At 73.0% G+C, this 12,002-nt stretch carries 13 protein-coding genes; 6 read left to right on the top strand and 7 right to left on the bottom strand.

The genetic code is table 11. From position 1 onward, the window contains the following. Nucleotides 1–49 precede the first annotated feature (49 nt). Entirely contained in the window at nucleotides 50–760 is a 711-nt protein-coding gene (locus KUM38_RS23265; protein ID WP_217131360.1) for an ABC transporter ATP-binding protein, read from the top strand. Further along, on the top strand, nucleotides 757–3,105 hold the full coding sequence (locus KUM38_RS23270; protein WP_217131361.1) for an ABC transporter permease: 2,349 nt from the start codon (nucleotides 757–759) through the stop codon (nucleotides 3,103–3,105). Before KUM38_RS23265 ends, KUM38_RS23270 begins: the two co-directional genes overlap by 4 nt. A 44-nt stretch (nucleotides 3,106–3,149) precedes the next feature. On the opposite strand, the gene KUM38_RS23275 is transcribed toward KUM38_RS23270, so the two are convergent. After that, nucleotides 3,150–3,878, bottom strand: coding sequence for a class I SAM-dependent methyltransferase (locus KUM38_RS23275; protein ID WP_217131362.1), 729 nt, complete (start codon nucleotides 3,876–3,878; stop codon nucleotides 3,150–3,152). Nucleotides 3,879–3,882: 4 nt separating this feature from the next. After that, nucleotides 3,883–4,446 (bottom strand): PadR family transcriptional regulator, encoded by a 564-nt coding sequence (locus KUM38_RS23280; protein WP_217131363.1) that lies wholly within the window; start codon nucleotides 4,444–4,446, stop codon nucleotides 3,883–3,885. A 69-nt stretch (nucleotides 4,447–4,515) separates the two neighbouring features. Between KUM38_RS23280 and KUM38_RS23285 the strand changes: the two genes are divergently transcribed. The 3 genes from KUM38_RS23285 (at nucleotide 4,516) to KUM38_RS23295 (ending at nucleotide 7,678) form a co-directional block, all read left to right on the top strand. Next, nucleotides 4,516–4,920, top strand: a complete 405-nt coding sequence (locus KUM38_RS23285) for a nuclear transport factor 2 family protein (protein ID WP_217131364.1) — start codon at nucleotides 4,516–4,518, stop codon at nucleotides 4,918–4,920. A 365-nt stretch (nucleotides 4,921–5,285) separates the two neighbouring features. Continuing rightward, nucleotides 5,286–6,422: a transcription termination factor Rho gene (rho, locus tag KUM38_RS23290; protein WP_217131365.1), complete on the top strand. Its 1,137-nt coding sequence runs from the start codon at nucleotides 5,286–5,288 to the stop codon at nucleotides 6,420–6,422. Between the two features lie 92 nt (nucleotides 6,423–6,514). Continuing rightward, nucleotides 6,515–7,678 carry a D-alanyl-D-alanine carboxypeptidase family protein gene (locus tag KUM38_RS23295; protein ID WP_217131366.1) on the top strand — a complete coding sequence of 388 codons (1,164 nt, stop codon included), beginning with the start codon at nucleotides 6,515–6,517 and terminating at the stop codon, nucleotides 7,676–7,678. A 121-nt stretch (nucleotides 7,679–7,799) separates the two neighbouring features. On the opposite strand, the gene KUM38_RS23300 is transcribed toward KUM38_RS23295, so the two are convergent. Together KUM38_RS23300 and KUM38_RS23305 are read right to left on the bottom strand one after the other, a co-directional pair. Beyond that, complete coding sequence (locus tag KUM38_RS23300) at nucleotides 7,800–8,816, bottom strand: asparaginase (protein ID WP_217131367.1); 1,017 nt, start codon at nucleotides 8,814–8,816, stop codon at nucleotides 7,800–7,802. After that, nucleotides 8,816–9,490, bottom strand: coding sequence for a FadR/GntR family transcriptional regulator (locus tag KUM38_RS23305; protein WP_217131422.1), 675 nt, complete (start codon nucleotides 9,488–9,490; stop codon nucleotides 8,816–8,818). Before KUM38_RS23305 ends, KUM38_RS23300 begins: the two co-directional genes overlap by 1 nt. Before the next feature lie 244 nt (nucleotides 9,491–9,734). Here KUM38_RS23305 and KUM38_RS23310 point away from each other — a divergent pair, with 244 nt between their 5' ends. Further along, nucleotides 9,735–10,781, top strand: coding sequence for an acyl-CoA desaturase (locus KUM38_RS23310; RefSeq protein ID WP_217131368.1), 1,047 nt, complete (start codon nucleotides 9,735–9,737; stop codon nucleotides 10,779–10,781). Here the strand turns inward: KUM38_RS23310 and crcB (KUM38_RS23315) are convergent. Genes crcB (KUM38_RS23315) through crcB (KUM38_RS23325) form a run of 3 tightly spaced genes read right to left on the bottom strand, consistent with a single transcriptional unit; the run spans nucleotide 10,778 to nucleotide 11,936 of the window. Then, the gene (gene crcB / locus KUM38_RS23315) at nucleotides 10,778–11,152 is read right to left on the bottom strand and encodes a fluoride efflux transporter CrcB (RefSeq protein ID WP_217131369.1); all 375 of its coding nucleotides are present in this window, start codon (nucleotides 11,150–11,152) and stop codon (nucleotides 10,778–10,780) included. The two genes, KUM38_RS23310 and crcB (KUM38_RS23315), sit on opposite strands and share 4 nt — an antisense overlap. Then, on the bottom strand, nucleotides 11,149–11,496 hold the full coding sequence (locus KUM38_RS23320; RefSeq protein WP_217131370.1) for a DUF190 domain-containing protein: 348 nt from the start codon (nucleotides 11,494–11,496) through the stop codon (nucleotides 11,149–11,151). The genes crcB (KUM38_RS23315) and KUM38_RS23320 overlap by 4 nt, the downstream gene beginning before the upstream one ends. Next, nucleotides 11,493–11,936 (bottom strand): fluoride efflux transporter CrcB, encoded by a 444-nt coding sequence (gene crcB / locus KUM38_RS23325; RefSeq protein WP_217131371.1) that lies wholly within the window; start codon nucleotides 11,934–11,936, stop codon nucleotides 11,493–11,495. Before crcB (KUM38_RS23325) ends, KUM38_RS23320 begins: the two co-directional genes overlap by 4 nt. Between the last annotated feature and the right edge of the window lie 66 nt (nucleotides 11,937–12,002).

Genomic DNA, 12,002 nt, shown 5'->3' on the forward strand with positions numbered 1-12,002 from the left:
GCGCTCCTAGCGTTCACGCAGTCAAGTGCCCGTACAAGAGGAGCTGTTCATGACCCTGCCGGTGATCGAAGTATGCGAGGTGAGCCGCCGGTACGACGACGGCCCGCCCGCTCTGCGCGAGGCGTCGCTGACCGTGCGGCCCGGCGAGGCCGTCGCGGTCCTCGGCCCTTCCGGCAGCGGCAAGTCCACGCTGCTGAATCTGATCGCGGGCCTGGACCGGCCCGATGCGGGGACCGTCACCGTGGACGGAGTGCGGGTGGACCGGCTCGGTGAAACCGGAGCGGCACTCTTCCGGCGGTCGAGGATCGGCGTGGTCTTCCAGTTCTTCAACCTGCTCGACGATCTGACCGTCTCCGACAATGTCGTCCTGCCCGCGCGCCTGGCGGGTACGGGACGTCGCGAGGCGGACCGCCGGGCGGCGGAACTGCTGGAACTGCTGGGCATCGACCGGCATGCCCGCGCCTACCCTGGACGGCTGTCGGGCGGCGAGCGGCAACGCGTCGCGGTGGCACGGGCGTTGGTGAACCGTCCGGCGCTGCTCCTGGCCGACGAGCCGACCGGGGCCTTGGACACGGCCGCCGGAGAGGACGTCAGCAGGCTGCTCACCACTCTCAACGCCGAAGGCCAGACCGTCGTCGTGGTCACCCACGACCTGGCTCTGGCCCGGTCCTGCACCGACCGTACGGTGCGGATCGCCGACGGCCGCGTCATCGAGGACGTCCGGTCGTCGCGGGCCGTCGCCCCGGAGGCCGTCCGATGAGCGTGCTCGGCAGGGTGGTGCGCTCGGGGGTGGGACGGCGCCGGGTGCACACGCTGGTGATCGGGCTCGCCACGATGATGGCGGTGGCCGCGTCCGTCCTCGGCGGGTCGCTGCTCGTGGTGTCCGGCGCGCCCTTCGACGACGCCTTCTCCAGGCAGCGCGGCGCGCATCTGTCCGTGCGGTTCGACGCGGGCGAGGTGAGTGCCGGGCAGCTGGCCGAGTCCGGGGACACCGAAGGGGTGAGCGCCGCGGCCGGGCCGTTCCGTACGGCGACGGTCACCCCGCGGTCGGACGGGGCGGGCCCCGAGTGGCCGATGACCGTGGTCGGCCGGGACGATCCCGGCCGGGACGTGGACGAGGTGGCGCTGCTCGACGGACGGTGGCCCGCGCGCCCCGGCGAGATCGTGCTGTCCGCCGACTCCTCGCTCGTCCCGGCCATGGGCATGGAGATCGCCTTCCCCGGTCCGCCCGGCGGTCCGACGCTGACGGTGGTCGGTGTGGCCCGCTCGGTCACGCGGACCGCCGACGCCTGGGTGGTTCCGTCCCAGATGCCGGCACTCACCGCGCCCGGCAGCGGCGGCTACCAGATGCTCTACCGCTTCACCGACGCGGGCACCGCCGCGCGGATCGCGGCGGGCGGCAGGGCCGTGACGGGATCCCTGCCGCCGGGAGCGGCCGTCGGCGAACAGTCGTGGCTCACCGTGAGGAAGTCCGCCGAGCGCGAGACCGCCCTCTACGTCCCGTTCCTCATGGCGTTCGGTGCCCTGGGCCTGGTCATGTCGGTGCTCATCGTGGGCAACGTCGTCGCGTCGGCCGTCGGCACGGGAACGCGCCGCATCGGCATCCTCAAGGCCGTCGGCTTCACCCCGGCACAGGTCGTGCGGGCCTACGTGGGCCAGGCGCTGGTCCCGGCCACCGTCGGCACGGCCCTCGGTGTCCTCGTCGGCCATCTGCTCGCCGTCCCGGTACTGGCCGAGACCGGGGAGGTCTACGTCACCTCGTCCCTGGCCGTGGAGCCCTGGGTCGACCTGGCGGTGATCGCCGGGGTGCTCGGCCTGGTGGCGGTGACCGCGTGGGCGAGTGCCTGGCGGGCCGGCCGGTTGCGCACGGTCGACGCGCTCGCTGTCGGACGTACCGCTTCGACGGGGCGCGGCCGGTGGGCGGCCCGGCTGGCCGGCCGGCTGCCGTTGCCGAGGCCGGTTTCCCTGGGCCTGGCCCGGCCCTTCGAGCGGCCCGCCCGCACACTGGCCATGGGCACGGCGGTCCTGTTCGGCACCGTCGCCGTCACGTTCACCGTGGGGATGGGCGCCTCGCTCGGCCAGGTGATGGAGGCCAGGGCCCACGACGTCGCCGACGTCACCGTGCCCGCGCGCCTGCCGGACTTCGGACCCCGGGTTCCCGGCCGGGAGAAGCAGCCCGAGGCCGATCCCGCCGCGGTCGCCGCGGCCGTCGGGGCCGCCACCGGAACCGGGAAGCACTACAGTGCCGCGACGGTACGGGCGACCGTGTCCGGCTCAACCGGCACCGTCGACGTGGTCGCCTTCACCGGCGACGCCTCCTGGGGCGGCTACACGATGGTCTCGGGCCGCTGGATCGACGGGCCCGACGAGGCCGTGGTCCCCACTCCCTTCCTGGCCGCCACCGGCACCCGCGTCGGCGACACCGTCACCCTGGACGGCCTGGCCGAGCCGGTCACGCTCCGGATCGTCGGTGAGGTCCTCGATCCCCGCAAGGACGGCATGCAGGTCTTCACCGACGCCTCGGCCCTCACGGCCGCACGTCCCGACCTGACGGAGACGAGCCATCACATCGCGGTCACGTCGGGCACCGACGTCTCCGCCTACGTGGACGCGCTGAACGAGGACCTGGCACCGCTGGGGGTCGCCGCCCGGGCCGGTGGGCTCGACGCGGGCGGCGACATGGTCGTCACGCTCAACGCGCTGTCCGTGATCCTCACATCGATGCTCGTCGCCGTCGCGGCGCTCGGCGTGCTCAACGGCGTGCTCCTCGACACCCGCGAGCGCGTCCGGGAGCTCGGTGTCCACAAGGCGCTCGGCATGACACCGCGTCAGACCGTCGCGATGGTCCTCACCTCGGTCGTCGTGACCGGACTGGTCGCGGGTGCCGCGGGCGTGCCGCTCGGCGTGGCCCTGCACGGCAGGGTCCTCCCCGCGATGGGCGAGAGCGTGGGGCTCCGCCTCCCGGATTCCGTCATCGCCGTCTACCACGGGGCCGAACTGCTGCCGCTCGCCCTCGGCGGCCTCCTCATCGCCGCGCTGGGCGCGCTCCTGCCGGCCGCCTGGGCCGCCGGGGCCCGTACCGCCACGGCCCTGCGCACCGAGTAGGCCACGGGTCGGGGGCAGCCACCGGCCGGCCGTCCACCGGCCCGTTACGCATCCACCCGCGCGGCGACGACCAGCCGGACCTTCGGGCTGCCGTCCCGGCGCCGTCCGAACTCGGGCAGTGCCTGGAACTCCACCCGGAATCCCGCGCGGATCAGTTCGCGCCGCATGTCGCCGAAGCGGAAGGTGCGGTAGTACATGACGAACGGCGGGCGCCAGACGGCGTTGCGCACCCGCATCACGGCGTCGAACCCCAGCAGCATCCCGTAGGTGAGGGAGCCCGGCCGGGGCGGCGCGACCACGGGGAAGACGAAGCGTCCGCCCGGCCGCAGCACCGAGTGGACCTGGGCGAACAACCCCGGCAGTTCACGGGGCAGGAAGTGCCCGAACGCGCCGAAGCTGACCACGAGGTCGAACACCGGCCCGAACGGCAGTGCCCGCACGTCCGCCCGCACCCAGCCGACCGGCGGCCCCGGCGGCCGGACGCGCCGCCGCGCGACGGACAGCATGCCGGCGCTGAAGTCCACGCCCGTGACGCTCTTCCGGCACACCTGGCTCAGCACCTCCACGCCCGCGCCGGTGCCGCAGCACAGGTCGAGACCGGCGTCGAAGGGTCCCGTCCGCCGCAGTGCCGAGGCGGTGGCGTCGAGCACCGAGTCGGACGTACGGAAGGGGGTGTGGTCGAACTTCGGCGCGAGGAGGTCGTAGCCGCGCTCGACGGACGACAGCGCCTGAACGACGAGTTCACGCAGGCGGGGGCCTTCGGGGCTGAACATCCGGTCAGCGTAGTCGAGCGCGGTGGCGCACCACGGTCAGCGTCCGCTCGCACCAGCGCAGGTTCTCCTCCTCGAAGGCGATTCCGCCCAGGAGGGTGAGGTACGGTCCGACCCGGTCGGCCCCGCTCAGGTACTCCTCCTCGGAGCGGCCGTCCAGCAGGCGCTCGCGCACGCGGGCGTAGCGGGCGAGTTTGCCGCGCGCCCACGCCATCCGTTCCTCGAGCAGCGCGGCCGTCGCCGCGGGGTCCGTACCGTCCATGGCCTGAATCTTGATCAGGAATTCGTCGCGGATGGCGGTGGGCCGTCGGGGCGGCTCGGCGGCGAAGGCCCGCAGGGCGCCGCGGCCGGCTTCGGTGAGGGTGAACATCCGCTTGTCCGGGCGCCGTTCCTGCCGTACCACCCGGGCCTCGACGAGCCCGTCCCCCGCCAGCCGCTCGAGCTCCCGGTAGAGCTGCTGGGGGGTGCAGGCCCAGAAGTTGGCGAACGAGACGTCGAAGATCTTGGACAGCTCGTAACCCGAGGCCTCGCCCTCCAGGAGGGCGGCCAGGACGGCGTACTTCAGGGACATGTGGACACGTTAGCAGCGAGTGATTATTCTCATCCGCATCTATTCAACAAGTTGAATACAGGAGTGGTGATGCGAGCATTCCGGGAGGCGGTGGAGGCCCACGACCTCGACGCCGCCGTGGCACTGCTGGCCGAGGACGTCGTCTTCACCAGCCCGGTCGTGTTCAAGCCGTACACCGGCAAGGCGATCACCGGGGCGATCCTGCGCGCGGTCGCGGAGGTCTTCGAGGATTTCCGGTACGTGCGCGAGATCGACGACGCGGCCGGCCGTGACCACGCGCTCGTGTTCACCGCGCGGGTGGGCGACCGCCGGATCGAGGGATGCGACTTCATCCACGTCGACGACGACGGGCGCATCGACGAACTGACCGTGATGGTCCGCCCGTTGTCGGGCGCGCAGGCGCTCGCGGCGGCGATGGGGGCGCAGTTCGAGCGGATCGCGAGCGAGGCGCGGGCTCAGGAGAACCCCGCCTGAACCCGCCTGGGAGCAGGACTCCGGCACACGGGCCCGTCGGTCGTCACCGGCGGGCCCCTCGTCCGTACGGGACCGCGCTCCCGTAGCCGCCACCGGCACCGAGTGGTATGCTGCTGGCAGCACCCGTGAAACGCCCCTCTGCGGCGTCGGTGCCATTTCTTCCACGCATTCTCTTCGGTTCGCCGCAACCGCCCGTCGTGACCGATCGGCGCACGGCTTTCCCGCACCACCTCGTCGGCAGGGTCTCTTCCCGCCGTGACCGGGTGCTGCTCTCCGCCGTCCGGAGGCGCGTGTCCGCCCTCCCGCGCGGTCTCCTCCTTCCCACCGCACGTTCCTGTCCGTCGTCCGCGAAAGGACCGACCCCCATGACCACCACACTCGACCACCCTCCCGTACGGCAGCAGCCCCAGCTCGTCACCGGTGTCCTCGACATCGACGCGGCCGGGAAGGGGCAGCTGCGCGCCGAGAACTGCCTGCCCTCCCCCTCCGACCCGCCCGTCTCCCCCGCGTTGCTGCGCCGCCACGGCCTGCGCAGGGGCGACCTCGTCGAGGGTGTGCGCGGCGACCGGCGCGCCCTGACCGAGGTCACCCGTGTCGACGGCCGTACACCCGACGCGCCGCACACCCGGCGGCACTTCCGCGACCTGACGCCGCTTCACCCGCACCGGCGGCTGCGCCTGGAGCATCCGGCGTCCGGACCGGCCGGGCGGGTCGTCGATCTGCTCACACCGGTCGGCAAGGGGCAGCGCGGGCTGCTCGTGGCGCCGCCCAAGACCGGCAAGACCGTCCTCCTCCAGCAGCTCGCGGCGGCCGTCGCCGGCAACCACCCCGAGTGCCGGCTGATGGTGGTGCTGCTCGACGAACGCCCCGAGGAGGTCACCGACATGCGGCGCTCGGTGCGCGGCGAGGTGTACGCCTCGACCTTCGACCGGCCCGCCAAGGAGCACATCGCGCTCGCCGAGCTGGTCGTCGAGCGGGCCAAGCGGCTCGTCGAGGCGGGCGAGGACGTCGTCATACTGCTGGACTCGCTGACCCGGCTGTGCCGGGCGTACAACAACGCGGCCGCGTCCGGTGGCCGCACCCTCAGCGGCGGCGTCGACGCCGCCGCGCTGCTCGGGCCCAAGCGGTTCTTCGGCGCCGCCCGTCAGGCCGAGGAGGGCGGCTCGCTCACGATTCTCGCCTCCGCCCTGGTGGAGACCGGCTCCCGGGCCGACGAGTTCTACTTCGAGGAGCTCAAGAGCACCGGCAACATGGAGCTCCGGCTGAGCCGTGAGGCCGCCGCGCGCCGCCTGTTCCCCGCCGTGGACATCACGGGATCGGGCACCCGCCGCGAGGAACTGCTGCTCACTCCGGCCGAGTTGACCGCCGCACGGGGTCTGCGGCGCGTGCTGCGGTCGCGGGACGGGCTGGCCGATCTGGAGACGCTGCTGGGCCGGATGCGTGAGACCCCCGACAACGCGACGTTCCTGCGGCGTGTCCAGCCGACCCTGCCGAGCGGCTGACACGTCGTCGGCGTGTGGCATCCGGGTGCTCGCGGGCGGTCCCCGGCCGGGGCAGCGCGGTGTTCCGGGGAGTCCATTCCTACGTTTGCGGTATGACTATCGGATTTACTTCGCGGGGTGCCGTGTCGATCTGTGTGCTCTGTACGGCGAGCCTGCCGGCGACGGGGCCCGCCGCGGCGATCGCCGGCGTGGATCCCGGGCCGCGGGCGACGGCCGCGGCCGCGTCACTGCTGTACCGGCCCGGCACACACGTCCGCCCGCGCCCGGGTGCACCCGAGGTCCCGGATCCGTCCGCCCTGTCGTGGCTGGTGGCCGACGCCCGCACCGGCGACGTCCTGGCGGCGCACGACGCGCACCGCCGGCTGCCGCCGGCCAGCACGCTCAAGACGCTGTTCGCGCTCACCGTGCTGCCGACCCTGCCGGCCGGTATCCGGCACCGGGTCAGCGCGAAGGAGCTGGCGGGCATCGGCCCCGGCAGCAGCCTCGTCGGGGTGGCCGAGGACCGTACGTACCGGGTGTCCGACCTGTGGAACGGGGTCTTCCTCAGCTCCGGCAACGACGCCGTGCGGGTCCTGGCCGCGCTCAACGGCGGCTGGCGGGCCACGGCCGAGCGGATGCAGGCCAAGGCCCGCGCCCTGGGCGCCCGTGACACCCGGGTCACGTCGCCCGACGGCTACGACGCGCCCGGCCAGGTGTCGTCGGCGTACGACCTGGCGGTGTTCGGCCGCGCCGGGCTGCGCAACGACGAGTTCGCACGGTACTGCGCCAGGCACGAGGCGCTGTTCCCGGCCCGCGACGGCGGCTCGTACGACATCGTGAACACCAACCGGTTGCTCACCGGCGCGGACGGTGTCGAACCCTACGAAGGTCTGATCGGCATCAAGAACGGCTACACCAGCAACGCCGGCAACACCCTCGTGGCGGCCGCGCGCCGGTACGGTCACACCCTCGTGGTGACGGTCATGAACCCCCGGTCGGGCGGCGGCCACGCGGTGTACGAGGAGGCCCGCACGCTGCTGGACTGGGGCTTCGAGGCAGCCGGGCGGGTGAACCCGGTGGGCTCCCTGGACGCCCTGCGGCCCGCCCCGCTGCGCGGCCCGGAGCCGGAGTCCGCCCCCGTCCCGACAGCGCGGAGGGACGACGCCCCCGCCCACCCCGTCCTCTGGACCATCGCCGGCGCCGCCCTCCTGGGCGCCGCAGCGGTGTCCCTGTACCTACGCCTCCGATGGGGTCCGGTACCGACGGACCAACGGTGACGAGAGCGCCCCCGAAGGGGCGCGGGGCTGTCACATGTGCGGCTCCGCCGCGTGGGCGCGACCAGCCCTCACAGCCCTCGGTGGAAAACGAGACCACAAGGGGCGCGGGGAACCGCGCGAGTCACGTCATGGCCGGTGCCATCACCGGATCCAGCGCGGGAACCGGCCGCACCTCCCCCACCGGCCGCCCGCCCCCGAGCAGCGCCTCTCCCCCGAACTCCGCGAGCGACGACGGATCCACACCCGCGCGAGCGAGCCCCGCCGCGGCCACGGGAACCCGCGCCCGCCCCGCCCCGTCGGCGATCTTCACGGCGACGGCGCGCCCGTCCGGCAGCGCGGCGACCTGCACGCCCTCGAATCCGTCCTTGACGAGCAGCCCGGGAACCGCCCGCATCAGCGCGGCCACGTCCCGGCCGGACCCGGAGGCCATCTCCGCGTGTTCCCGCATCGCGTCGGCGACGCGCGCCTCCGGGGTGCCGGACGCGGCGGTGGTGATCCGCGCGGCGGCGCGGGCGAGGCCGTGCAGGGAGACCGCGAACAACGGCGCACCGCAGCCGTCGACGGTGACCGTGGCGACGCGCTGGCCGGTGAGGTCCTCGACGATCTCGGCGATCGCCTGCTGGAGGGGGTGGGCGGGGTCGAGGTAGTCGTCGAGGGACCAGCCGTTCAGCCTGGCCGTGTACAGCATGGCGGCGTGCTTGCCGGAACAGTTCTGGGCGAGCCGGGACGGCGGGCGGCCCTCGCGCACCCAGGTGTCCCGGACGACCGGGTCGAACGGCAGGTCGGGGACGTTGCGGAGGTCGTCCTCCGTCAGCCCGGCGAGCTCGAGGACGCGCCGGGTGCCGGCGAGGTGGCGTTCCTCGCCGGAGTGGCTGGCCGCGGCGAGCGACAGCAGTTCGTCTTCGAGCGGGAGCCCCGCGCGGACCATCGCCACCGCCTGGACGGGCTTGAGCGCGGAGCGCGGATAGCAGGCGGCCTCGATGTCGCCGAGCTGGAAGTCGACCTCGCCGTCGGGGCCGAGGACGACGACGGAGCCGTAGTGGACGCCTTCGACGACCCCGCCGCGGATCAGGTGGGCGACGGGGACGTGGAGGGGCTCGCGGATCAGGGGTGCGTCCGCGGGGAGACTGCTGTACATCACACTGCCTGGGGGGAGTCGTGGGCCGGCGTGCGCGCGGAGCGCACGATGGCGGTGAGGGTCGTCTCGACGCGGTCGAGGTGGTGGGTCATGGCGTCGACCGCGTCGCGCTCGGAGCCGTCGGTGAGTGCCTCGACGATCGCCCGGTGCTCACGGTCGGACTGTTCGCGGCGGCCGCCGAGCTCGTTGAGGAAGGTGGACTGGCGGGCCAGCGCGTCCCGGATCTCCTCGATGACCCGGCGGAACACCGGGTTCTGGGCGGCCTCGGCCACGGTGAGGTGGAAGAGGGTGTCCATGGCGACCCACGCCATGGTGTCGGTCTCCCGTTCCATCCGGTCCAGCAGATGGGTCAGCCGGTCCAGGTTCTCCGGGGTGCGGCGCCGGGCGGCGTATCCGGCGACCGGGATCTCGATGTGCCGGCGCACCTCGAGGAGGTCACTGGCCGCGTAGTCGCCGAAGGTGGGGTCCTCCACGGCGTCGGCGACGACGAAGGTGCCCCTGCCGGTCCTGGACACGGTCAGGCCCATGGTCTGCAGGGCCCGCAGCGCCTCGCGCAGCACGGGCCGGGAGACCTCGAGGGCGCGGCACAGCTCCGCCTCGGAGGGCAGCTTGTCGCCGATCGCGTACTCGCCGCGCTCGATGGCGCCACGGAGGTGGGAGAGCACCGCTTCCATCGCGCTGACGCGCCGCGGACCCACGCCACCTGTCTGGCTGTCTGACAGGTTCACGGAGCCGATGGTGCGGGGGCGGTGCGGGCACTGTCAAGCGGAGGACGCCACGACGGGCCGTACGAGGGCCGGGGCCGAGGACGGGGCCCGGGGTGGGGCCAGCCACACCCCGGCCAAGGGGGTCGCCGTCACCCCCTGACGGGGGCCACCGCCATTCCGCGCCGGGGAAATCGTTCACATACTCGAGCACATGGCCCATCCCACGATACTCAGTGATGTCCCGCGCACGCGTGAACGCGAAAAGGGAAGCGACTTCTCCGAATTGTCACGGCGCATGACCGAGGCGGGGCTTCTGCGGCGCCGCCCGCTGTATTACACGGTGCGCTTCGGGGTCGTGGCACTCGCGCTCGCGGGCGGTGTCACCGCGTTCCTCGTCCTGGGTGACAGCTGGAGCCAGCTGATCGTCGCCGCCGCTCTGGCCGTGGTGTTCGGGCAGCTCGGACTGGCCGCGCACGACCTGGCCCACCGCCAGGTGTTCTCCCGCCGGCGCCCCAGCGAGATCGGCGGGCTGCTGGTGGCCGACGTGCTGCTGGGCATGAGCTACGGCTGGTGGATGAACAAGCACACGCGCCATCACGCGAACCCCAATCATGAGAAGAAGGACCCGGATGTCGCCCCCGACATCATCGTGTGGTCACGGCGTCAGGCGAAACAGGCCAAGGGGCCGGCGCGATTCATCGGAAAGCACCAGGCGGCCCTTTTCTTCCCGCTGCTGACCCTCGAGGGCCTCAATCTGAGTTTCAGCAGTTTCAAGGCGCTGCGCAGTCCGTCGATGAAGCGGCCGGTGCTGGAGGGCACCCTGCTCGTCGCCCATTTCGCCGTGTACTTCGGCGGGCTGTTCCTGGTCCTCTCCCCCGGCAAGGCGCTCGCGTTCATCGCCGTGCACCAGGGGCTGTTCGGGCTCTACCTCGGATCCGTGTTCGCCCCCAACCACAAGGGCATGCCGATGATCGAGGAGGGCACCGAGCTGGACTTCCTGCGCCGCCAGGTCCTCACCTCCCGCAACGTCGACGGCGGGGTGCTCGTCGACGCGTTCATGGGCGGGCTGAACTACCAGATCGAGCACCACCTCTTCCCCAGCATGCCGACACCGGCCCTCGGCCGGGCCCAGGTCATCACCGAGCGGTACTGCGCCGAGCTGGGCATCCCGTACTGCCGGACGGGACTGCTCGCCTCGCACCGTGAGGCATTGCGCCACCTCAGGCAGGTCGGGGAGCCGCTGCGCGGGAAGCGCTAGCCCCACACGGCGTGGGCGAGGGCCGCGCCGGCGAAGGCCGCGCCCAGGCCGGCGGCCACGCTCGCCGCCACGTTCACGGCGGCGTAGCCGCGGGCGCCGGCCTGGGCCAGCCGGAGGGTCTCGTAGGAGAAGGTGGAGTAGGTGGTCAGGGCGCCGCACAGGCCCGTTCCGAGGAGCAGCTGAAGGCGGGAGTCCGCCGCGCCCGCGGCCGCCGCGCCGGTGAGCAGGCCGAGGACCAGACTGCCGGCGACGTTGACCGTGAAGGTCCCCCAGGGGAACACGGAGTCGTGCCGGGACTGCACCGCGCGGTCGGTGAGGTAGCGCAGCGGAGCGCCGACCATGGCGCCCAGCACCACGTACAGCCAGTTCACCGCGGCCCCTCGCCGCGCACGTGCCCGACGGCCTCGCAGCGGTCGAGGAGGACCAGTCCGTCGGTGACGAGCGTGTCGAGTTCCGGCAGGAAGGCCCGTACGCGCTCCTCGGTGTCGACCACGACGACCGCCACCGGCAGGTCCTCGCTCAGGGACAGCAGCCGGGAGGTGTGGACGCGGGAGGAGGCGCCGAAGCCCTCGACGCCGCGGAAGACGCTCGCCCCCGCGAGCCCGGCCGCATGGGCCCGGTGGACGATCTCCGAGTAGAGGGGCCGGTGGTGCCAGGTGTCGTTCTCGCCGACGTACACGGTCAGGCGGAGGACGGTGCCGGTCAGCCGGGTCATGGCTGCCTCCTGATCAGAACGCGGCGGGTCGCCGAGGCGGCCGCCCACACGGCGGCGAGCGCCGCGAGCGGGGTCACCGCGAGGTACACGAGACCGGCGCCCGCCCTGCCGGCGTCGAGCAGGTTCCGGACGTCGACGGCGTACGTCGAGAAGGTGGTGAAGCCGCCGAGGACGCCGGTGCCGAAGAACGGGCGCAGCAGGGGGTGGGCGGTGCGGACCTCGGTGATGATCACCATGAACACGCCGATGACGGCGCAGCCGGTGACATTGACCCCGAGGATCGTCCAGGGGAACCCGTGCGCCGAGGTCGGCCACCACAGGGACGCCGCGTACCGGGCCGCCGCCCCCGCTCCCCCGCCGAGCGCGACCACGGCGACGACGGGGCCCTGGGTGCGGAAGGCGTGGCGGACCCGAAGGCCCTCGGTTTCCGGGGCTGTCACCGTCGTACGTCTCCCACTCGCTCCGGATCAGCGTAACGCCCCGGAACGCGACGGGGCACGTCGCGG

Source organism: Streptomyces sp. AC558_RSS880 (assembly GCF_019049255.1).
GTDB lineage: Bacteria > Actinomycetota > Actinomycetes > Streptomycetales > Streptomycetaceae > Streptomyces.

Coding starts and splice junctions, on each gene's coding strand:
- KUM38_RS23265 (WP_217131360.1), top strand. CDS start 50: ATGACCCTGCCGGTGATCGAAGTATGCGAGGTGAGCCGCCGGTACGAC.
- KUM38_RS23270 (WP_217131361.1), top strand. CDS start 757: ATGAGCGTGCTCGGCAGGGTGGTGCGCTCGGGGGTGGGACGGCGCCGG.
- KUM38_RS23275 (WP_217131362.1), bottom strand. CDS start 3,878: ATGTTCAGCCCCGAAGGCCCCCGCCTGCGTGAACTCGTCGTTCAGGCG.
- KUM38_RS23280 (WP_217131363.1), bottom strand. CDS start 4,446: ATGTCCCTGAAGTACGCCGTCCTGGCCGCCCTCCTGGAGGGCGAGGCC.
- KUM38_RS23285 (WP_217131364.1), top strand. CDS start 4,516: ATGCGAGCATTCCGGGAGGCGGTGGAGGCCCACGACCTCGACGCCGCC.
- rho (WP_217131365.1), top strand. CDS start 5,286: ATGACCACCACACTCGACCACCCTCCCGTACGGCAGCAGCCCCAGCTC.
- KUM38_RS23295 (WP_217131366.1), top strand. CDS start 6,515: ATGACTATCGGATTTACTTCGCGGGGTGCCGTGTCGATCTGTGTGCTC.
- KUM38_RS23300 (WP_217131367.1), bottom strand. CDS start 8,816: ATGTACAGCAGTCTCCCCGCGGACGCACCCCTGATCCGCGAGCCCCTC.
- KUM38_RS23305 (WP_217131422.1), bottom strand. CDS start 9,490: ATGGAAGCGGTGCTCTCCCACCTCCGTGGCGCCATCGAGCGCGGCGAG.
- KUM38_RS23310 (WP_217131368.1), top strand. CDS start 9,735: ATGGCCCATCCCACGATACTCAGTGATGTCCCGCGCACGCGTGAACGC.
- KUM38_RS23320 (WP_217131370.1), bottom strand. CDS start 11,496: ATGACCCGGCTGACCGGCACCGTCCTCCGCCTGACCGTGTACGTCGGC.